This window comes from Streptomyces sp. SudanB182_2057 (assembly GCF_964272715.1).
GTDB classification, from domain to species: Bacteria; Actinomycetota; Actinomycetes; order Streptomycetales; family Streptomycetaceae; genus Streptomyces; species Streptomyces rubradiris.
Map to the genome: position 1 here is coordinate 8,249,334 of NZ_OZ186798.1, position 19,648 is coordinate 8,268,981.

18 protein-coding genes are annotated in these 19,648 nt (G+C 74.1%); 12 read left to right on the forward strand and 6 right to left on the reverse strand.

The annotated features are described in order from the left end of the window. The first annotated feature begins 36 nt into the window (after nucleotides 1-36). The 3 genes from ACSURM_RS36595 to ACSURM_RS36605 all read left to right on the forward strand — a co-directional run bounded on the left by ACSURM_RS36595 (nucleotide 37) and on the right by ACSURM_RS36605 (nucleotide 2,600). A complete protein-coding gene (locus ACSURM_RS36595; protein ID WP_436960370.1) occupies nucleotides 37-1,080 on the forward strand; it encodes a 3-oxoacyl-ACP synthase III family protein in 1,044 nt (347 codons plus the stop codon). A gap of 63 nt (nucleotides 1,081-1,143) precedes the next feature. Continuing rightward, nucleotides 1,144-1,380, forward strand: a complete 237-nt coding sequence (locus ACSURM_RS36600) for an acyl carrier protein (protein WP_436960372.1) — start codon at nucleotides 1,144-1,146, stop codon at nucleotides 1,378-1,380. Then, nucleotides 1,377-2,600: a beta-ketoacyl-[acyl-carrier-protein] synthase family protein gene (locus ACSURM_RS36605; protein WP_436960374.1), complete on the forward strand. Its 1,224-nt coding sequence runs from the start codon at nucleotides 1,377-1,379 to the stop codon at nucleotides 2,598-2,600. The genes ACSURM_RS36600 and ACSURM_RS36605 overlap by 4 nt, the downstream gene beginning before the upstream one ends. Nucleotides 2,601-2,677: 77 nt before the next feature. On the opposite strand, the gene ACSURM_RS36610 is transcribed toward ACSURM_RS36605, so the two are convergent. The 5 genes from ACSURM_RS36610 to ACSURM_RS36630 all read right to left on the reverse strand — a co-directional run bounded on the left by ACSURM_RS36610 (nucleotide 2,678) and on the right by ACSURM_RS36630 (nucleotide 8,120). Continuing rightward, nucleotides 2,678-2,944: a hypothetical protein gene (locus ACSURM_RS36610; protein WP_436960376.1), complete on the reverse strand. Its 267-nt coding sequence runs from the start codon at nucleotides 2,942-2,944 to the stop codon at nucleotides 2,678-2,680. A 76-nt stretch (nucleotides 2,945-3,020) separates the two neighbouring features. After that, nucleotides 3,021-4,028, reverse strand: a complete 1,008-nt coding sequence (locus ACSURM_RS36615) for a DUF5914 domain-containing protein (protein WP_436960378.1) — start codon at nucleotides 4,026-4,028, stop codon at nucleotides 3,021-3,023. Next, complete coding sequence (locus ACSURM_RS36620) at nucleotides 4,025-5,056, reverse strand: phytoene/squalene synthase family protein (protein ID WP_436960380.1); 1,032 nt, start codon at nucleotides 5,054-5,056, stop codon at nucleotides 4,025-4,027. Before ACSURM_RS36620 ends, ACSURM_RS36615 begins: the two co-directional genes overlap by 4 nt. Next, nucleotides 5,053-6,825 (reverse strand): phytoene desaturase family protein, encoded by a 1,773-nt coding sequence (gene crtI / locus ACSURM_RS36625; protein ID WP_436960381.1) that lies wholly within the window; start codon nucleotides 6,823-6,825, stop codon nucleotides 5,053-5,055. Before crtI ends, ACSURM_RS36620 begins: the two co-directional genes overlap by 4 nt. Continuing rightward, nucleotides 6,822-8,120, reverse strand: coding sequence for a polyprenyl synthetase family protein (locus ACSURM_RS36630; protein ID WP_436960383.1), 1,299 nt, complete (start codon nucleotides 8,118-8,120; stop codon nucleotides 6,822-6,824). The genes crtI and ACSURM_RS36630 overlap by 4 nt, the downstream gene beginning before the upstream one ends. Before the next feature lie 288 nt (nucleotides 8,121-8,408). Between ACSURM_RS36630 and ACSURM_RS36635 the strand changes: the two genes are divergently transcribed. The 5 genes from ACSURM_RS36635 (at nucleotide 8,409) to ACSURM_RS36655 (ending at nucleotide 12,691) form a co-directional block, all read left to right on the forward strand. Beyond that, a complete protein-coding gene (locus ACSURM_RS36635; protein ID WP_436960385.1) occupies nucleotides 8,409-9,662 on the forward strand; it encodes a lycopene cyclase family protein in 1,254 nt (417 codons plus the stop codon). After that, the gene (locus ACSURM_RS36640; protein WP_436960387.1) at nucleotides 9,659-10,387 is read left to right on the forward strand and encodes a class I SAM-dependent methyltransferase; all 729 of its coding nucleotides are present in this window, start codon (nucleotides 9,659-9,661) and stop codon (nucleotides 10,385-10,387) included. Before ACSURM_RS36635 ends, ACSURM_RS36640 begins: the two co-directional genes overlap by 4 nt. Beyond that, the gene (locus tag ACSURM_RS36645) at nucleotides 10,384-11,961 is read left to right on the forward strand and encodes an FAD-dependent oxidoreductase (protein WP_436960389.1); all 1,578 of its coding nucleotides are present in this window, start codon (nucleotides 10,384-10,386) and stop codon (nucleotides 11,959-11,961) included. The genes ACSURM_RS36640 and ACSURM_RS36645 overlap by 4 nt, the downstream gene beginning before the upstream one ends. A 160-nt stretch (nucleotides 11,962-12,121) precedes the next feature. Further along, on the forward strand, nucleotides 12,122-12,352 hold the full coding sequence (locus tag ACSURM_RS36650; protein WP_436960391.1) for a DUF2945 domain-containing protein: 231 nt from the start codon (nucleotides 12,122-12,124) through the stop codon (nucleotides 12,350-12,352). Between the two features lie 6 nt (nucleotides 12,353-12,358). Next, nucleotides 12,359-12,691, forward strand: coding sequence for a DUF3140 domain-containing protein (locus tag ACSURM_RS36655; protein WP_436960393.1), 333 nt, complete (start codon nucleotides 12,359-12,361; stop codon nucleotides 12,689-12,691). A gap of 108 nt (nucleotides 12,692-12,799) precedes the next feature. Here the strand turns inward: ACSURM_RS36655 and ACSURM_RS36660 are convergent, their stop codons facing one another. Continuing rightward, the gene (locus ACSURM_RS36660; RefSeq protein ID WP_436961259.1) at nucleotides 12,800-13,543 is read right to left on the reverse strand and encodes an AraC family transcriptional regulator; all 744 of its coding nucleotides are present in this window, start codon (nucleotides 13,541-13,543) and stop codon (nucleotides 12,800-12,802) included. A gap of 54 nt (nucleotides 13,544-13,597) precedes the next feature. On the opposite strand from ACSURM_RS36660, the gene ACSURM_RS36665 reads away from it, so the two are divergent. From ACSURM_RS36665 to ACSURM_RS36680, 4 genes are all read left to right on the forward strand, one after another. Then, on the forward strand, nucleotides 13,598-14,812 hold the full coding sequence (locus ACSURM_RS36665; RefSeq protein WP_436960395.1) for an MFS transporter: 1,215 nt from the start codon (nucleotides 13,598-13,600) through the stop codon (nucleotides 14,810-14,812). A gap of 391 nt (nucleotides 14,813-15,203) precedes the next feature. After that, nucleotides 15,204-15,815, forward strand: coding sequence for a hypothetical protein (locus tag ACSURM_RS36670; RefSeq protein WP_436960397.1), 612 nt, complete (start codon nucleotides 15,204-15,206; stop codon nucleotides 15,813-15,815). 591 nt (nucleotides 15,816-16,406) lie between these two features. Beyond that, nucleotides 16,407-18,047: an alkaline phosphatase D family protein gene (locus ACSURM_RS36675; protein ID WP_436960399.1), complete on the forward strand. Its 1,641-nt coding sequence runs from the start codon at nucleotides 16,407-16,409 to the stop codon at nucleotides 18,045-18,047. Between the two features lie 308 nt (nucleotides 18,048-18,355). After that, the gene (locus ACSURM_RS36680) at nucleotides 18,356-19,450 is read left to right on the forward strand and encodes a serine hydrolase domain-containing protein (RefSeq protein ID WP_436960401.1); all 1,095 of its coding nucleotides are present in this window, start codon (nucleotides 18,356-18,358) and stop codon (nucleotides 19,448-19,450) included. Nucleotides 19,451-19,648: the final 198 nt, after the last annotated feature.

The following is a 19,648-nucleotide window of genomic DNA, read 5'->3' on the forward strand; positions in this document are numbered from 1 at the left end:
AGAATAAAGGCGTCTCCGCCGACCCATTGTGGTCACATGAGTAACGTTCGAGCCCACCTGGCAGGGGTTGCCGTCCATCTGCCCGAGCGCTGGGTAAGCATGGAGGAAAGGGAAGCCCAGATCGCGGCCGCCAGCGACGGCTTCGTCCCGCCCCCCGGGCTGATCACCCAACTGACCGGGGTTCAGGGCGTACACCTCAGCGGCGACGACGAGCAGGCGTCCGACCTCGCGGTGAGCGCCGCGCGCAAGCTCCTGGCCGACAGCGGAGTCCAGCCCGCCGAGGTCGACCTGATGATCTTCGCCGCGGCCAGCCAGGACATGATCGAGCCGGCCACGTCGCACGTCGTGGCCGCCAAACTCGGGCTGTCCTGCCCGGTGTTCGACGTGAAGAACGCCTGCAACAGTGTGCTCAACGCCCTGGAGATCACCCAGGCCCTGATCGCGTCCGGGCGCTACCGCACCGTCTTGATCACCTGCGGGGAGGCCCCCTCGGTCTCCGCCCGGCTCCGGGTCCCCGACGCCTCCGCGTTCGCCCGATCACTGCCGGCCTACGGATTCTCCGACGCCGGCGCCGCCCTCCTGCTGACAGCGGGGGAGGCGCCCGGGGACCAGCCGCCCCGGGGGATCCTCGGCTGCCGCTTCGCCGCCGACTCCGCGGCCTGGCCCTCGGCCACCGTCCCGCACGGCGGCATCGCCTCGTTGCGCCGGCGAACGGGACCGGAGGACACCGCGTTCTTCCGCATGGACAGCATGCGCATGCGGGACAGCCTGCGGGCCCTCGGGCGTGACCATCTGCATCGCGCGCTGACCGAACTCGGCCTTGGCTTCGATGACTTCGCGTTCATCGGTGTCCACCAAGTCGCCCTCGCCGACCTCGACGAACTCTGCGGACCGGAGATCGGCGTCCCCCGCGACAAACTGATCGTCACCCTCCCTCGGCACGGAAACGTCGCCTCCGCCTCCCTGCCCCTCCAGCTGACCCGCGCCATCGAGACCGGCAAGGCCCACCCCGGCGACCTCGTCGCCCTCATCGGCCTCGCCGCCGGCAGCAGCGCCGGCCTGCTGGCGCTCCGCCTGTGAAAGCCCGCCCTCCACGCCGAAGGATCTCGCGATGACCTCTACCTACGACACCGTAAAACCGCGTTGACCAGCCACTTCAACATCCCTGCCGACACGGTCCGCGCCGATTCGACCCTGGAGGACCTGGGTCTGGACTCGCTCGCCGTCGTCGAACTGCTCTGTGTGCTCCAGGACGAGTTGGGTATGACCGTCCCCACGGGTCACGAGGGCCTCAAGTCCCTCCGGCTCACGCTCGCCGAGACCGTGGCCCTCATCGACGCAGCGCAGCCTGCCGCCCGCGCGGCCGAAGTTCCGGCATGACCACCCGTGACATCGCCGTCACCGGCATCGGCCTGATCACGCCGGCCGGAACCGACGCGGAGAGCACGTGGCGCACCGTGTGTGCCGGAACCCCCACGGCCGTGATCGATCCGGCGCTGGGCGACGTCCCCGTCCCGCTCAGTTGCCGGGCGCCGCCGTTCGACGCCCAGGCCCTGATCGGACCTCAGGTGTGGCGGATGGACCGGTTCACCCACCTGGCCCTGATCGCCGCTCACGAGGCGGTACGGAACGCCGGCCTGGATCCGGCGACCTGGGACGGAGCCCGGGTCGCGGTGGTCATCGGCGTCGGCTACGACAGCAAGGACCTCGTCGTCCCGGCGGTCCGCAAACTCATGGACGGCGCCTACCACAGCCTCTCGCCGCTCCTGGTTCCCCGTACCACCACCAACGCGGCACCGGCGGAGATCTGCATCGCGCTGGGCGCCCACGGCCCCAGCATGGCGGTCACCACCGCCTGTGCGTCCGGGGCGACCGCTCTCGGTACCGCCCGCGACCTCCTCCTGGCGGACCGCTGCGACATCGCGCTGGCCGGCGGTGCCGAGGCCCCTTGCCATCCTCTCCCCTCGGCGTGTTTCGCCCAGATGGGAGCTCTCTCCGGCCGCCTGCACGATCCGCAGGGCGCCAGCCGGCCCTTCGACGTGGACCGCGACGGCTTCGTGCTCGCGGAAGGCGCCGGTCTGATGGTCCTCGAACGCGCGGCGGACGCCCGTGCGCGCGGAGCCCGTGTCCGCGCCTATTTCAGCGGCTACGGATCCTCCACCGACGGCTACCACTACGCGGCTCCGCGCCCCGACGGTACCGGCGTCGAGCGTGCCTTCACGGCGGCCCTCCGCGACGCCGGCCTCGGTACCGCCGACATCGGGCACGTCAATGCCCACGGCACCGGCACCCCGATCAACGACCGCATCGAAGGCGCCGCCCTCGCCCGCCTGTTCCACAGGCAGCCACTCGCTGTCACCTCCACCAAGGGGGTGACCGGTCACACGCTCGGCGCGGCGGGCGCCATCGAGGCGGTGCTGGCCGCACTGACCCTCGAGCACCAGACCATCCCGCCCACGGCCAACCTCGATCAGCTCGACCCCGACATCGACCTCGATGTCGTCGCCAAGGTGCCGCGCCCCCAGCGCATGGAGGCCGTGGCCAGCAACTCCTGCGGTTTCGGCGGGCACAACAACGTCGTGCTCCTGCGACGTGCCTGAGGGGACGGGCCCTTCCGAGGCGGGCGCCGGTCACCGGACCGCGTGCGCCTGCCTCGGAGTCTGTCCGCGAGCGCCGGTCAGCCGGCCTCGCGCAGCGGATGGACGGTGCCGGTGAGGGTGCCGTCCTGCTGCTCGTAGTGGGACAGGGCGAGGCCGAGGCCGAAGAAGGTGGGTGCCCATTCACCGACGAAGAGGCCCCAGCGGTCGGCGCGGGCCAGGCCGGTGCCCGGCTCCATCTTGAGGGAGCCGGCCCAGGAGGCGACGCTCAGGCCGATGGAGGCGAAGGCGGCCAGGTAGGCGTGTTCGCTGCGGATGCCCATGTCGTGCATCTTCTGGATGATCATCGGGCGTCTCCGTTCTTTCGGGTGTCCCTCCTGGAGTAACCCCCCACTTCCGTACTATTCATCGCTTATGTCCGTTTCAGTTCGGGAAGCGGCCCGTGGACCGCAGGTGCCAGCGCCGTTCCGCGTAGGCCAGGTCGTCCCGCCACAGGCGGCCGGCCGTGGCGCGTACCAGGGGGCGCAGCAGCGGTGCGGCCCGGCGGGCGGCGGCGAAGCCCGGGCGGGCGGAGGCGGCGAGCACCGCCTCGATCACGGCGGTGCGGGGCCGCCCGGCCCCGTCCGTGCCGAGCGGGGTGGCGTGTGTCTCCACGACGGACCCCGTGCCCTCGCCCTCGCAGACGCGCATGACGACCGTACGGGGGCCGGGCGCGGTGAAGACGGCGCGGACCGGTACGACGATGCGGCCCGCCACCTTGAAGGACACGTCGACGGTCAGGGCGTCCGTACCGTCGTCCACCGTGTCGGCCGGGTCGGCGGGGGAGTCCACCACGGTCAGATCGACGAACGAGTACGGGTGCAGCCACGCCCCGTGCCACGGGTCGAGCCGGTTGGCCACCACGTCCTCCGGCTCACAGACACCCACCCCGGTGTAGACGGCCGTCAGGGCGCGCGCGGGCTCGGGCCGGGGCGGGACGGCCGGTGCGTCCAGGGGCTCCTCACCACCCACCGCGTCCAGCCGTACCCACACCAGCACCCCGTCGTCGTGCACCGGCAGCGGCGACCAGCCCGCGTACGGGGTGCCGTCCAGGGCCAGTCCGTGCCAGTGGCACACCAGGGTGCCGCAGCGCACCGGACTGTCCCGCAGCGGCGCCCCCAGGTGCGGGCAGCTCCCCGGGCCGGCGACGGGCCGGCCGTCGGGCCCCCGCCACACGACGATCTCCTGTCCCGCCACGGTCCGCGCCAGTTTGCCGTCCCCGCGCAGGGCCCGGGAGGCGCCGACGACGTACCAGTTCCCGGACGGCCGCGCCTGTGCCCGCTTCAGCGCCCCGGCGATCAGCGCGGGCCGCGCCTCGCGCCACGTGGGCCGCTGTTCCGCCCAGGGCACTGCACGGCGGCGCAGCGACAGCGGCAGGCGACGGCGGCTCACGCGACCCCCTCGGGAGAGCGGAGGACCGGCACCGGCGCGAGCGGGGCCGCGGGCAGCGCGCGGGCGCGAGCGGCCGGCCGGTGCGGCAGGGCGGCCCGCGTCCGCAGCCGGACCGCCGCCACCCGGACCAGCCCGTCGGCGGCGACCACCGCCCGGCGCCGCCGCGACACCGCCGAGCGCCGGTGCAGCACGGTGTAGCCGTCGCGGGCGACGGCGTCCAGGATGCCGCCGTACAGGACGGCCGCGGTCCGGATACAGGGCCGGGCCACCGGTTCGAGCAGCCCGATGCCGGGCACCGCCTCCCGGTACACCCCGCGGGTCAGCTCCGCGAATTCCCTGAGCGCGGCGGTGATCCGGCGGTCCGGGAGGCTCGTCGCGCGGCTCCAGGCCAGCAGGTCCCGGTCGACGCCGTGCCCGGCGAGCAGGTCGGCGGGCAGGTAGACGCGCCCGCGGTCCAGGTCCTCGCCGACGTCCCGCAGGAAGTTGCTCAGCTGGAAGGCGACGCCGAGCGCGGCGGCGTACGGCTCGGCCTCCTCCCGCGGCGCCACCGTGCCCAGCACGGGCAGCATCTGGAGCCCGATCACCGCGGCCGAGCCGTGCATGTACGCGCGCAGGTCGGCGTAGGTGGGGTAGGCCGTCACGACCAGGTCGGAGCGCATCGCGGTCATGAAGTCCCGGAAGTGGGCGTGGTCGATGGCGTAGCGGCGGGCGGTGTCGGCGAGCGCGCGCACCACCGGCTCGCCGCTGCCGCCCCGCCGCAGCCCCTCCGCCAGTTCCTCCTGGAGCCGGGCCAGGGCCCGCACCCGTACGTCCGTTCCCGTGCCGGGGTCGAGGGAGTCGACGATGTCGTCGGCCCAGCGGGCGAAGCCGTACAGGGCGTGCACGGCGGGCCGGCGTGCGACGGGCAGCAGCCGGGTGGCGAGGAAGTAGGTCCTGCCGTGGCGGGCGTTGAGGGCCCGGCAGCGGTGGTAGGCCGCGCGCAGCGCCGGATCGTCGATTCCCGCCGCGTCCAGCTCTCGATCGGTCATCCGGTCCTGCCTTCGGTCGCGGGGGCCGTGGGGTCGGCCCGGGGGCTCCCCGGCGGCGGGGACTGCCGTGCGGCGGCCGGACGGTCCGGTGAGGAGGCCGGACGGTCCGGTGACGAGGCTGAGGGTTCCCGCGCGGGGGCGAGGCGGTGGGGGCGTTCCGCATGCGCCCGTGGGGCGGCGGCCGCCTCCCGCCGGGCGGCCCGCGAGCCCGTGGGGGCCGGGGCGTCGGCCCGCCGCGGAGCGTTCGCGGCGGCCGGTGAGGGGCGCGGGCGGCCGCCGCCACGCCCGGGTAGGCCCGTGATGCGGGCCGCCGCCAGCTTCCCCGACAGCAGCACGGTCGGCACGCCGACGCCGGGCGTGGTGCCGCAGCCGGCCAGGACCGCGTTCCGCGTGCCGCGTACCAGATTGCGCGGCCGGAACGGCCCGGTCTGCGCGAAGGTGTGGGCGGCCGAGAAGGGGGTGCCGGCGGCGTGCCCCCGCGCGTGCCAGTCGGCCGGGGTGACCAGGCACTCCTCCTCGATGGCGGCCTCGATGCCGTCCAGTCCGCGCCGCTCCAGCTCCCGCAGCAGCGTGTCCCGGTAGCGCGGACCGAGGTCGGACCAGGCCGCGGGGCCCGGGCCGATGTCGGTGTTGGGGCAGGGGGCGAGGATGTAGTGCAGGTGGCGGCCGGGCGGCGCGAGAGAGGGATCGGTCGCGGTGGGCCGGGTGACGAGCAGTGACGGGTCGCTCATCAGGCTTCCGGCGCGGGTGAGTTCGTCGAAGGTGGTGTGCCACGCCGCGCCGAAGGAGATCGTGTGGTGGGCGAGGTGCGGCCAGGTGCGGTCCGTGCCGGCGTGCAGCACGACCGCGGAGGGGGAGTGGCGCAGTCCGAGCGGCCGGCGTGGCCGGCGGCCGAGCAGCCGGTAGGCGACCGGCAGGTCCGGGGTGAGGACGACCGCGTCGCACGGGATGCGGCCGGCGTCGGTGATCACGGCCGTGACGCGCTCGCCCGACCGCTCCAGGCGGGTCACCGGCTGCCCGTACCGCAGATCGGCCCCGGCCGCGGCGGCGGCCTCCGCCATCGCCCGGGGCAGGGCGTGCATGCCGCCCCGGGGGAAGTACACGCCGGCGACGGTGTCCATGTAGGCGATCACCGCGTAGGCGGCCAGCGCCCGCGCCGGGGGCACACCCGCGTACAGGGCCTGGAAGGAGAACACCCGGCGCAGCCGCTCGTCGCTCAGGAAACGGCCGATCCGGGCGTCCAGGCGGCCGAAACCGCCGAGGGCGGCCAGCCGGGCGAGATCGGGGTGCAGCAGACCGAGCGGCGAGTCGAAGTCGGCGTCGATGAACCGGCGCAGCTGCGCCCGGTACAGCCGCTGGAGCCAGTCGCGCAGCCGCCGGTAGCCCGCCGCCTCCGCCGCCCCGGCGAACCGCTCCACCTCCGCGGCCATCGCCTCGGCGTCGCTGTGCACGTCGAGGCCGCTGCCGTCCGCGAAGCAGGCCCGGTAGGCGGGGTGCAGGGGGATCAGCTCCACCCGGTCGTACAGGCTCGTCCCCACGGCGGCGAACGCCTCGTCGGCCAGGTCGGGCATGGTCAGCACGGTCGGCCCGGTGTCGATCCGGTAACCGGCCAGGTCCATGCGCCCGGCCCGGCCGCCGGGCAGCTCCTCGCGCTCGACGACGGTGACCCGGCGTCCGGCGCCCAGCAGGTGCAGCGCCGCAGACAGCCCGGCGAGCCCGGCACCGACGACCACCACCCGGTCCGTCGGACCGGGCACGGTACGCGTCACCGGTCACCCCTCGCGCCACCGCGGGCACGGGCGGCCGGACCTACCGTGGCGTCCGTTTCCGGCCGGGCCCCCGCCGTGGCGAGCAGCAGATCGCGCAGCGGCCCGGCGCCCTCCGGGTCGAGGACGGCGCCGTCGAAGTGCCGCAGCCCCCGCGCGGCCAGCCGGTCCAGCTCGGCCTCCACGGTGGCGCGCGCGCCCGTCGCGACCAGCACCTCCCGCACCTCGTCCAGGCCGCGCTCGGTGAGGGCCGGGTCACCGAGCCACCGGTCCAGCACGGCGAGCGCGGCACCGTCACCGGCGGCCTCCGCCCGCGCGCGGGCGACCGCGACCAGATAGGTGGGCTTGCCCTCCCGGATGTCGTCGCCGCACACCTCGCCGGTCACCCGCGGGTCCCCGAAGACGTCGTCCAGGTCGTCGCGCAGCTGGAACGCCATGCCGACACAGCGCCCGGCGTCGCCCAGCCGGCGCAGCGTCACCCGGTCGGCGCCCGCCACCGCGGCCCCCAGGGCGAGGGGCCGCTCGACCGAGTACAGGGCGCTCTTCAGGCAGGCGGCGCGCAGCACACGGGGCAGCGACCGCGCCTCGGTGACCTGCCCCTGTACGTCCAGGTACTGGCCCGCCACCATCTCCGTGCGCATGTCGCTCCACAGCCGCCGCACCACCTTCCCCGTCCCCGGCGCCAGCGGTGTCTCCGCCATCAGATCGTCGGCCCAGGCCAGCGCGAGATCCCCGGCGAGGACCGCTGCCGACTGCCCGAACCGCCCGGCCCGCTCGGGCCCGACCCGGCCGGCATACCGGTCGGCCAGATCCGTGTGCAGCGCCGGCCGGCCACGCCGCAGTACCGCGCGGTCCATCACGTCGTCGTGGACGAGCGCGCACGTCTGGAGCAGTTCCAGGGCGGCCCCGAGCCGCAGGGCCGCCCCCGCGGCCGCCGCGTCCCGGCCGGCGCAGGCCCGGCAGGCCCACCACAGCAGCCGCGCGCGCGTGCGCTTGCCCCCCTCAAGGGTGAAGCGTGCCACCCGTTCGGCCAGTTCCTCGCCGAACAGGGCATCCGTCCGCAGGGCGCGGCGCAGCCGCTCCGCCAGCACCTGGCCGAGCACCCGGCCGACGGCACCGGGCACGTCGGCGTCGATCCGCCGCACCTCGGCGGGCCCGGCCGGCAGGAGAACGCCCTCCCCCCGGACGCGGCATCCCTCCCCGTCGTCGGCCACCGCCCCGTGCGTCGGCGACCCCACGGGCCCCGCCGCGCCCGGCGGCGCCGTCGCCGGGTGGTCCTTCGCGTGGCCAGGCCGCATCCCGGTTTCCCTCCGTCGTGTCCGTACCCGTCGTGCCGTCACCCGTTCGCCCGCACGCGGGCGGACACGTGCACGCGGCGCGCGATCGCCCGGATCACCGGGGACCCGCCCCCTCAGCGTGCCGTGTCCGGCGCCCGGCCGCTCGCCACCAGGGGGTGCCCTGCATCCGCCGGGGTACACAATCCGCGATACCGGGCCGGGACGACGTGTCCCCCGGCGGCCGGTCCGGGCACTCGCCGGTGCCGCGACGATCCGCGACCAGGAAGTACACCGAGGAGAGGAGACGCCGTGCCGGACACGGACGTGGCCGTCGTGGGCGCGGGCGCCGCCGGGCTGTCGCTGGCCCACCGGCTCGCCGGACACGTCCCCGGCCTGCGGACACCGACCGTGGTACTGGTCGACGCGCCGCCCGGCCCGCTGCGGCCGCCCCCGCGGACGTGGTGCTACTGGACGGCGGGAACGGGACGGTTCGACGCGGCGGTGCGGGCCCAGTGGCGGCGGCTGAGGGTGCGCCCGCCCACCGGCGACCCGGTCGAGGGCGACATCGACCCGCTGCGGTACCGCATGATCCGCTCCGACGACTTCGAGCGACTCGTCTCCCGGGACCTGGCCCGCAGCCCCAACGTCCGGCGCCTCGAAGCGACCGTCGACACGGTGGAGGACGTGCCCGGTGGCGCGCACGTCCACCTCAGGGACACCGACGGCCGGACGCGGGTGCTCAGCGCCCGCTGGGTGTTCGACTCCCGCCCCCTGGGCAGCCTCCCGGCCGCCCGTACCACCCTGCTCCAGCACTTCCACGGCTGGTTCGTGCGCACCGCCCGGCCCGTCTTCGACCCGGCCGCCGCCGAACTGATGGACTTCCGTACCCCGCAGCCCGCCCACGGCCTGTCCTTCGGCTACGTCCTGCCCACCGGGCCCCGCGAGGCGCTCGTCGAATACACCGAGTTCTCCCGGCGCACCCTAGAACCGGACCGCTACGAGGCCGCCGTGCGGCACTACGCCGACGAGGTGCTGCGGCTCGGCACATGGCAGGTCCTGGCCACCGAGACCGGTGTCATCCCGATGACCGACGCGCCGATCGCCCGGCAGACCGGGGCCTCCGTCTTCCGCATCGGCGCCGCCGGCGGAGCGACCCGCCCCGCCACTGGGTACACCTTCGCCGGACTGCAACGCCAGACCCGGGCGGTCGCCGCCGCCCTGCGCCGCGGCCGCCGCCCCGTGCCGCCCGCCGCCCACCCGGCGCGCCACCGCGGCATGGACGCCGTCCTGCTGCGCGCCCTGGACAGCGGCCGGGCCGACGGCCCGGACCTGTTCGGCCGCCTCTTCACCCGCGTGCCCATGGCACGACTGCTGCGCTTCCTCGACGGGGACACCCGCCCCTACGAGGACCTGTCCATCGGCCTGCGCACACCCGTCGCACCGATGCTGCGCTCCGCCCTGGAACTGCCCCGCCTGCCCCGCCGCCCCCACGACCTGCCCCCGGCACCGCGTCCGCCGGCGCCCCGCGCCACCCCGCACCTCCCCCCGACGGAGACCGCATGACACTGCTGCGCGACGAGCGGCTCGCCGCCGCCTTCGACCACGCCGCCCGCGGCTACGACACGCTCGTGGCCGCCAACCCCGGCTACCACGCCCACCTGCGCCGCTCGGTGCGCCGGCTCGGCCTGCCCGGAAGGGGTCAGGGACTGCGTCTGCTCGACCTCGGCTGCGGTACCGGCGCCTCCACGGCCGCGCTGCGGTCCGTCCTGCCCGCCGCCCGCATCACGGCCGTGGACGCCTCGGCCGGCATGCTCCGGCGGGCCGCGGCCAAACCGTGGGCGGGCGGGGTGAGTTTCGTGCACGCCCCCGCCGAGCGGCTGGGCGAGGCCGGGGTGACCGGCCCGTTCGACGCGGTGTTCGCGGCCTATCTCCTGCGCAACGTCACCGACCCCGACGCCGTACTCGCCACCGTGCGCGGACTGCTGCGGCCGGGCGGCCGGCTCGGCGTGCACGAGTACACCCTCCGCGGGCGGCGCACGGACCGCGCGGTGTGGACGCTCGTGTGCCGGGGTGTCGTACAACCCGCCGCGACCCTGCTGGGGGACGGGCCGCTGTACCGGCACCTGTGGCGCAGCGTCGTGGACTTCGACACCGCCGGGCGGTTCGCGCGGAGGCTCGGCGCGGCCGGCTTCGACCACGTCCGCGCCCTGCCGCTGCCGGGCTGGCAGACGGGCATCACCCACACCTTCGTCGCCCGCCGGGCGCACGCCCCGAAGGAGGACGCGTGAGCACCCCGGGCCGGCGTGCCGCGCGCCCGGGCCGCGACCGGCGGGCCCGCGTCGTACCCGCCCCGCCTGGCGCCCCCCGTGTGCAGGGAGCCCCGCCGTCGGTGGCGGTGGTCGGCGCGGGGATCGCGGGCCTGGCCGCCGCCACCGTCCTCGCCGAGCGCGGGGTGCGCGTCACCCTGTACGAGAAACGGCCCTACCTCGGCGGACGGGTCGGCGGATGGCCGACGGAACTGCGCGACGGCACCGCGGTGACCCTGAGCCGCGGCTTCCACGCCTTCTTCCGCCAGTACTACAACCTGCGCGGGCTGCTGCGGCGGACGGACCCCGGCCTGGAGCGGCTCACCGGCCTTCCGGACTACCCGCTGCGCCATGCCACCGGCCTGCGCGACAGTTTCCGGCACGTCCCGCGCACCCCGCCGCTCAGCGCGCTCGGCTTCGTGGCGCTCAGCCCCTCCTTCCGGTTCGCGGACCTGCGCGCGATGAACCCGCGGACGGCCCTGCCCCTGCTCGACGTCCGCGTGCCGCGGGTGTACGACCGCCTGGACGGCACCAGCGCGCACGCCTTCCTGGACGCCGTGGGCTTCCCCGAAAGCGCCCGCCACCTGGCCTTCGAGGTGTTCTCCCGTAGCTTTTTCGCCGATCCGCGTGAGCTGTCGGCGGCCGAGATGGCGCTGATGTTCCACATCTACTTCCTCGGCTCCGCCGAGGGACTGCTGTTCGACGTGCCCCGTGCGCCCTTCCCCGCCGCGCTGTGGGATCCGCTCGCCCGCCACCTGGCCCGGCACTGTGCCGAGGTGCGCACCGCGACAGCCGTCGAGCACATCGCGCCCACCCGGGACGGCGGCTTCGTGGCCGCCACCGGACGCGACGAGCGCCGCTACGACGGGGTCGTCCTCGCCCTCGACACCGCAGGGCTGCGCTCACTGGTCGGCCGCTGCGGAGAACTGGGCGACGCGCCCTGGCGAGAGCGGATCGGACGGCTGCGGACCGCCCCGCCCTTCCTGGTCAGCCGGCTGTGGCTGGACCGGCCCGTCGCACGCGACCGGCCCGGCTTCCTCGGTACCAGCGGCTTCGGCACCCTGGACAACGTCAGCGTGCCGGAACGCTACGAGGACGAGGCGGCCCGGTGGAGCGCACGCACCGGAGGCTCCGTCGTCGAACTGCACGCCTACGCCGTACCGCCCGGAGCCGACCGGGACGTCGAAGAGAAGCGTCTGCTCGAACAACTGCGCCTCGTCTACCCGGAGACCGGCCCGGCGACGGTCCTCGACGCCCGCCACGAGTGGCACGAGGACTGCCCCCTGTTCCCGGTGGGCGGCTACGGCGACCGCCCCACCGTCCGCACCCCGCACCCCCGGCTGGTCGTGGCCGGTGACCTGGTCCGCACCGGCCTGCCCGTGGCCCTCATGGAACGGGCCGCCACGAGCGGCTTCCTCGCGGCCAACACCCTGCTGGAGCGGTGGGGCGTGCGGGGCCAGTCACTGTGGACGGTGCCGGACCGCGGGCGCGGCACCCTCCTCAGGGCCCTGGCCACGTGGGGACGCCCGCCCGCCGCCCGCGCACGAGCGCACTGACGCGGGCGGGCGCACTGACGCGGGCGGGCGCCTGGACTCGTCGCCTTCGAGGCGGCAGCCGTAGGCGCTTCCCGGACGCGGCGGACACGGTCCCGCTGCGAACACGGCGTGGTGCCCTCACGCTGGAGGAGTGGCCCCGCGTTCGCGAAGGAGATGCTCGATGGCGAAGAGACGAGACGAGGGCAGCGAGCTCAAGAAGGGCGACAAGGTGGCCTGGAAGAGCCACGGCGGCCAGGCCGAGGGCGAGGTGGAGAAGAAGATCACGGAACGTACCGAGGCGGCCGGCCGCACGGTGGACGCGTCACCGGACGAACCGCAGTACCAGGTCCGCAGCGACAAGTCCGGCAGGTCCGCGGTCCACAAGCCGTCCGCGCTGAGGAAGAGGAAGTGAGGCGGCGTGGACGACGACGAACGCAAGGAGGTCTGGGACGGCTTCCGGAACCTGGTGAACATGACACCGGCCGAGCTGGACACGTGGCTGGAGTCGGAGGAGTCCCGCGCCGCCGGGCAGCACAAAGGGGGAGGGGAGTCCACCGGGCACGCGTCCGGCCGGCGCATCACGCGGATCCTGCGGGCGAGGAAGAGCGACCTCACGGACGACGACTATCTGCACATGCGCAAGGTGGTGGGCTACATCCGCCGCCACTTGGCCCAGCGGCCGTCGGGAGACGTACGGGACACCCGGTGGCGGCACTCCCTGATGAACTGGGGCCATGACCCGCTGGCTTGATGCCGCCTCGCCTTCCAGGGGCGCGGGGCCGGCATCCACGCAGCCTTCCCCGGACCGACCCGCTGCCCGGTCACCCACCGACAACCCGGCTCCCGTGCGCGGAAGCGCTCAGCCCGTCGGGTGGGAGCCCGGGGTGTGGCCGAAGGTGCGGCGGAAGACGTCGATGAAGGCGCTGGTGGACGACCATCCGCACTGGTGTGCCACCGCGGTCACCGGCATCCGCTCGGTCAGGAGGACCAGCGCGTGGTGGAGCCGCAGTTGGGTGCGCCACTGGGGGAAGGTCATGCCGAGGTCGTCGCGGAACAGCCGGGACAGGGTGCGGTCGCTCGCCCCGACCTCGCGTCCGAGTTCGGCGAGGGTGCGGTTGTCGCCCGGAGCGGCTCGCAGGATGTCGCACAGGGCGCGCAGCAGGGGTGTGGTGGGGGTGGGCAGGTGCAACGGCTGCTGAGGAGACGCCCGTAGCTGGTCGAGGAGCACCGCGCGCAGCCGGGCCCGTTCGGGGCTGTCGTCGTCCTCGGCGCGCGTGTAAGCGATGATCAGTTCGCGCAGCAGTGGGCTGACGGCCAGTACGGTCGGTGTGTCGAGCCCGAGTGGGTTCTCGGTGGCGGGCAGCCCCAGCAGGTGCAGGTCGATCTCGCCGTGGGCCCGGTGCGCGTGCACGGTGCCGGCGGGCACCCAGATGGCCCGGGTGCCCGGGGCGATCCAGGTTCCCTCGCCGGTCGTGACGGCCAGCACGCCGCGGCCCGCGTAGATGATCTGGTGGTCGTCGTGCCTGTGCGCACCGATCGAGCCGCCGGGCGTCAGCGACTGGGTGCGGGTCGGGGCTACGGGCTCGTGGCGGATTTCCGTCATCATGTGGCAGTTTATCGGAAGCGCGACACGGTGCCGGGCGCGGAACATGACGGGGTGCGAAGGAACACATCGATCGTTCTGCTGTCCGTGGGTCACGCGTGTGTCGACATCTACCAAGGTGCCGTGGCGGCCCTGGTGCCGTTCTTCGTCGCCGAGCGTGCCTATACCTACGCGGTCGCCTCGGGCATCGTGCTGGCGGCCTCGCTGCTGTCCTCGGTGGTGCAGCCGGTGTTCGGCGCGCTCACCGACCGGTGGGCCATGCCCTGGCTGCTGCCGGTCAGCACGTTGTCCGGCGGTGTCGGTATCGCGCTGAGCGGCCTGAGCGGCTCTTACCCGCTCACCCTCGCGTGTGTCGCGATATCGGGGATCGGGGTGGCCGCCTACCACCCCGAGTCCGCCCGGGTCGCGCGCATCGCCGGCCGGGGCAGTGACCGCGCCATGAGCTGGTTCGCCACGGGCGGCAGCATGGGCTTCGCGCTGGCCCCGCTCATGGTCGCCGCCGTGATGGCCACCGGAGGACTGAGCTGGACGCCCCTGCTGGTGTTGCCGGCCCTCGCCGGTACCGCGATGTGCCTGCCCGTGGTGCGCGCTGTGCGGCGCGGGCAGACCACCGGACCCCGCATGACGGTGCCCGCCGGAAGCGACGACATCGCCTCTTTCGTGAAACTGTCACTGGCCGTGGCTTTCCGGTCGATCGCGTTCATCGGTCTGAGCACCTTCATCTCGCTGTACGCCCGTCAGCGTCTGGGCGGCGGCACGGCCGCGGGCACCGCGGCCCTGACCGTGCTCTACCTCGGCGGTGCGATCGGCTCGGTACTCGGCGGGTCCCTGGCCGCCCGCTGGGACCGGGTGACGGTCGCACGCTGGTCGTACCTGATCACGGCCGCGGCCATCGCGGGCGTGGTGTGGGTGCCCGGCCCGGCCCTCTACCTGTTCGTGGCACTGACCTCGACCGGCCTGTACGTACCCTTCTCTCTCCAGGTCACGCTCGGCCAGGACTACTTGCCCTCCCGCGTCGGCACCGCCAGCGGGGTCACCCTCGGCCTGGCCGTCAGCATCGGCGGCCTGGCCGGCCCCGCCATCGGCGGCCTCGCCGACGCCACCTCCCTGCGCACCGCCCTGGCACCCATCGTCCTGATGCCCCTGCTGGGCTGGCTGCTTCTGCGCACCCTGGCCGAGCCGAGCGTGCCGCGGTTTAGGACCGAGGCGCCTGGGGAGGGGGACGACGCCGGTACGGCCCCCGGCCCCGCCCCCGCCGACCGTCGCTGACCAGCCCCTACGACGAGGCCGCGACATCGCGCGTGACAGGCGTGAGGTCGACGATGTGTGGAAAAGGAAGCAAGTCGCTGCGGATTTCTCGCTGATGGACGTGTACGGACGTCTCCGCCGCGCATACCGTCGAAGGCGACCGGCACAACGGTCGGAGGCAGGGTTTCGTACTCACTATCCGGCCCAACTACAAGGGAGCGGCTGAGACTTGGGACACGACAGGAAGAAGGAGCGTGGCGAGCGGGAGGACAGGACTCTGTCGCCTCGGACCTCAGCGCCCCAGAACACCGATGCGGCGCCCTTCTTGGGGAACCGCCGGGGCGGGCAGCCGTCCCTCTTCGCGGTCCAGCGCACGGCGGGGAACGCCGTCGCCGCCGCGCGCGTGCAGAGGGTGACCGACGAGGACCGCGAGAAGGCCAACGCCCGGCGAGAGCGTTGGGCCAAGCGTGACACCAAGCGCGGCGGTACCCAGCCGGCGTCGAGTTTCACGACGCACCAGACCCCGTTCGGGCCGTACAACGAGCGCCCCGGGCGCGGCGGGGCTCCGTTCATCAGCAGCAACAAGGACCAGTACCCGGGAACCCAGGGCGACGACCGCTACGTCCGCGAGGAAGGGAACGAGTTCACCGGCCTGATCCCCGCACTCGACGCCGAGCACTTCTACCCCCTCGTCCAGGCGCTGAAAGACGGTGAGCTGAGTAAGGAGCAGATCGACGGACTGAGCGACGAGCAGTGCCGGGCGGCGGCGATGCTTATGGGTATCGCCAAAGCCGAAGCCGTGCGTGAGCCCGGAGCGATCAAGCACATCCGCAGCGCGCTCCGGCGGCAGGCCGACCCGGAGCACGAAGCACCGGAGTTTCTCAACGACTTCCCACAGGCTCGTATCGGTGGGGCCCAGCACGAGAAGCGCGTCCGAGCGGGCAAGGCGCGGCGGGCCTCGCCCGAGGTCGAGACAATCCTGGAGGCGTCGTCCTCGTCGGACGAGAGCATGTCCGACCACTGACGCCGAGCTGGCGGCGGGCCCCTTCCACCCACCGGGATGCGCGAGCGGAAGCGCGAACTGGTGAGGGCCGGTGTCCTGTTGGAGACAGGTCACCGGGGGAGGGGGATGGCCCTTCGGGGCGGTGATGAGGTGGGTCCCGAGGATGCTGCCGGTGCGGGCCGGTGCGGGCCGGTGCGGGCCGGTGCGGGCCGGTGCGGGCCGGCGCGGCCGGGCGGACCGGCGCAGGCCGATGCGGGCCGGTCTGGCTTGATAGATGGTTTCGGCCTGTGGCGTCGGCTCGCCGACCGGGACCGCCGGTGGACTGGCCCGGCGTTCTTCTGCCGTGGCTGGTGCGGTCGGTTCTTCGCGGTCGTCGGGGTCGCGCCATCGGCTGCCTCGTGGCAGAGGGTCGCCGTCGCGGCGGGGACGGCTCTCACGGTCGGGAGCCGGCGCCGGTGACGACGGTGGCGTGGTCGGCCGGGTGGTGCGCTCGGTGGCGGAACGCGTGCTTCCGTCATGTGAGCGTCATGAGCCTGCCAGGCTCCTGCCCCGTCGCTGTGGTCACGGCCCTGTCAACTGCCCCTGCACCGACCGCGACAGGGGAGAGACCGGATGACACCCGCAGCCCACCCGTCCCAGCACGCCCCCGAACTGCGCGCCGCCGCCCGGCAGTTCGGCCGCCGCCGTGTCCTCACCGGCACCGGCGCCGCCGCCGCGCTCGCCTTCGCCGTGAACCTGCCGGCCGCAGGTACGGCCGCCGCCGCCGAGTTCGACGCCCGGAAAATCACGGCCGACCCCTTCACCCTGGGCGTGGCCTCCGGCGACCCGCTGCCGGGCTCGGTCCTGCTGTGGACGCGGCTGGCCCCGCAGCCGTACCAGCCCGACGGCGGACTGCCCGCGCGGCGCGTCACCGTGCACTGGGAGCTGGCCCACGACGCGAACTTCCGCCGGATCGTCAGGCGCGGCACCGCGCCCGCCCACCCCGAGTTCGGCCACACCGTCCACGTCGAGGTGCCCCACCTGCCGGCGGACCGCGTGTTCTTCTACCGCTTCCGGGCCGGTTCCTGGCTGAGCCCCACCGGCCGAACCCGCACCGCCCCGCTGCCCGGCGCCCGCCCCGCCGCGCTCACCCTGGGCGCCGTCTCCTGCCAGGCCTACGCCGACGGCTACTACACCGCCTACCGTCACCTCGCCGAGGACGACGTGGACGTCGTCTTCCACCTGGGCGACTACCTGTACGAGTACGCCGTCAACGCCACAGGCAACGAGCGCAAGTACACCGACCGCACCCTGCCGGCCCACTACAACCGTGAGACGGTCACGCTGGAGGACTACCGGCTGCGCTACGCCCTGTTCAAGTCCGACCCGGACCTGATGGCCGCGCACGCCGCGCACCCCTTCGTCGTCACCTGGGACGACCACGAGACGGAGAACAACTACGCCGACGACACCCCGGAGAACGGCGGCTCCTCCGAGGAGTTCCTGCTGCGCCGCGCCTCCGCCTACCGCGCCTACTGGGAGAACCAGCCGCTGCGCCGGCCCCAGCTGCCCACCGGCTCCGACATGCGGCTCTACCGCCGCCTGCACTGGGGGCGGCTCGCCCAGTTCGACGTCCTGGACACCCGTCAGTACCGCTCGGACCAGGCCTACGGCGACGGTTGGCAGTACCCCGGCCCGGAGTCCGAGGACCCGGCGCGCACGCTCACCGGCGCCACGCAGGAGCGGTGGCTGATCGACGGCTGGCGTGCCTCGCGGGCGCTGTGGAACGTCGTACCGCAGCAGGTCACCTTCTCCCGCCGGTACAACAGCACCGCCACGCCGTCCAAGGTCTCCATGGACTCCTGGGACGGCTACCCGGCCTCCCGCGAGCGGGTCCTGGCGGGGGCCGAGGCCGCAGGGGTGGAGAACCTCATGGTCCTCACCGGCGACGTGCACGTGCACTACGCGTTCGACATCAAGCGCGACTTCGACGACCCCGGTTCCCGGACCGTGGGCACGGAGATCGTCACCACGTCGATCACCAGCGGACGCGACGGGGCGGACCGGCCGAGCAACTGGGCCACGTACCTGGCCGCCAACCCGCACATGAAGTTCTACAACGGACGGCGCGGCTACGTGACCGTCACGCTCGGACAGGAAGCGGCCCGCGCCGACTTCAAGACGGTCCCGTACGTCACCAGGCCGGGCGCACCCGTCACGACCGCGGCGTCCTTCGTCACGGAAGCCGGCACGCCTGGCCTCAAGCCGGCCTGAACCCCGGCGCGGCAGCGGGGCACCCGGACCCGCCCGAGCCCTTGAGACGAACGGCTGCGGCCCCGTGGGGCGGGGTGCGGCCGCATCGGCCGCAGACGGCACGAGGGCCGGCCAGGAACGCGTCGACGCGCTGATCACACTCGGCCCTGCCGGCGCCTGCCCCACGGCACCGCACGCAAAAGAAGGCCGAGGTGCTGCCCGCCAGGGGGCGTACGGTTGACACCCGCCGTCGCCGCTACAAGGCTCATCTTGATCGACACATACTGAGCCGGGGCGGGTACGTCACCGGGTGACCGTGGGGGCTTCGAATGGGCGTGGGCCTGGAGGTTCTGGAGAAGGACGTTGTCCTCGGTGATCCGTGGGAGGGGGTGGACGCGGCCGGTCTGGAGCGGGCCGTTCGCGAGCAGTCCGAGCGGCCCGTGCCCGGGGTGGAGGACATGGCGTCCTATCTGGCGGCGCAGGTGTCGGACACCTCGCACCGGGAGGTCGTGGGCCCCTTGCTGAACGGGCGGGGTGCCAGTGGCGTCGTCGTCCGGCGCGGCACGGTGATCGCGGCGTGGGGGGATCCGACTCGGGAGGAGATGGCGTACAGCGCGACCAAGAGCGTGCTGTCGCTGGTGGCGGGGATCGCCTACGACGACGGGCTGTTACGGCTGGACGAGCCGGTGTCCGCCTCCCTGGCCCTGCCGCAGTTCGCGGACGCGCACGGGCGTGCGGTCACCTGGCGCCACCTGCTGGATCAGACCAGCCAGTGGGAGGGCGAGCTGTGGGGGAAGCCGACGTCGGTGGACGCGCAGAGCACCCGGGAGGGCACGGAGTCGGCGGGCGGTCCGCCGGGGGAGGGCTGGGCGTACAACGACGTCCGCGTGAACCTGACCGCGCTGGCTCTCACGGTGCTGCTGCGGCGCTCCCTGCCGGAGGTCCTGGGGGAGCGGATCATGACGGCGATCGGCGCGTCGCCGTCCTGGTCCTGGCACGGCTACACCGACTCCGTCGTGGACCTCGGCGGCACCCGCGTGCCCGTGGTGTCCGGTGGTGCGCACTGGGGCGGCGGCCTGTGGATCAGCGCCCTCGACCTGGCCCGTATCGGCCACCTCTGCCTCCGCGGCGGGACGTGGGGCGACCGGCAGGTCGTCTCCCGCCGGTGGATCGAGCAGATGTGGACGCCCTGCCGGGTCAAGGCGAACTACGGCCTGTCCTGGTGGCTGAACGACGACCGCACGGTCTGGCCCGCGGCCCCGTCGACCGGCCGCTGCGCCCGCGGCAACGGCGGTGGCCATCTGCTGTGGGTCGACCCGGCCCGCGACCTGGTGGTCAGCTCCCGCTGGGGCGCGGAGGTCGAAACCCTCCTGGCCGAGGTGTCGCAGGCGGTGAAGCCGGACGTGCGGCCGGCCACCACGTGAGGCCGAGCATCGCCCGGGCGGCCCGGGCCACGACCGCGACCTCGGCGTCAGCCCCCACCCGAACGCGGAGCACATGCCGATCGCGGTGCTCGACGATGCTCCTGCCACGCCGCCTCACACCACGCTTCCGACCGCCGACGCGACGACGTTGGGGCTGCCGACTCAGCGGCGCCGGATGACGCGACACCGTGCCGCCAC

What these genes read in the sequence shown, in the direction of transcription:
- ACSURM_RS36595 (WP_436960370.1), top strand. Translation starts at nt 37, where the DNA reads ATGAGTAACGTTCGAGCCCACCTGGCAGGGGTTGCCGTCCATCTGCCC.
- ACSURM_RS36605 (WP_436960374.1), top strand. Translation starts at nt 1,377, where the DNA reads ATGACCACCCGTGACATCGCCGTCACCGGCATCGGCCTGATCACGCCG.
- ACSURM_RS36610 (WP_436960376.1), bottom strand. Translation starts at nt 2,944, where the DNA reads ATGATCATCCAGAAGATGCACGACATGGGCATCCGCAGCGAACACGCC.
- ACSURM_RS36620 (WP_436960380.1), bottom strand. Translation starts at nt 5,056, where the DNA reads ATGACCGATCGAGAGCTGGACGCGGCGGGAATCGACGATCCGGCGCTG.
- ACSURM_RS36630 (WP_436960383.1), bottom strand. Translation starts at nt 8,120, where the DNA reads ATGCGGCCTGGCCACGCGAAGGACCACCCGGCGACGGCGCCGCCGGGC.
- ACSURM_RS36640 (WP_436960387.1), top strand. Translation starts at nt 9,659, where the DNA reads ATGACACTGCTGCGCGACGAGCGGCTCGCCGCCGCCTTCGACCACGCC.
- ACSURM_RS36650 (WP_436960391.1), top strand. Translation starts at nt 12,122, where the DNA reads ATGGCGAAGAGACGAGACGAGGGCAGCGAGCTCAAGAAGGGCGACAAG.
- ACSURM_RS36660 (WP_436961259.1), bottom strand. Translation starts at nt 13,543, where the DNA reads ATGACGGAAATCCGCCACGAGCCCGTAGCCCCGACCCGCACCCAGTCG.
- ACSURM_RS36675 (WP_436960399.1), top strand. Translation starts at nt 16,407, where the DNA reads ATGACACCCGCAGCCCACCCGTCCCAGCACGCCCCCGAACTGCGCGCC.
- ACSURM_RS36680 (WP_436960401.1), top strand. Translation starts at nt 18,356, where the DNA reads ATGGGCGTGGGCCTGGAGGTTCTGGAGAAGGACGTTGTCCTCGGTGAT.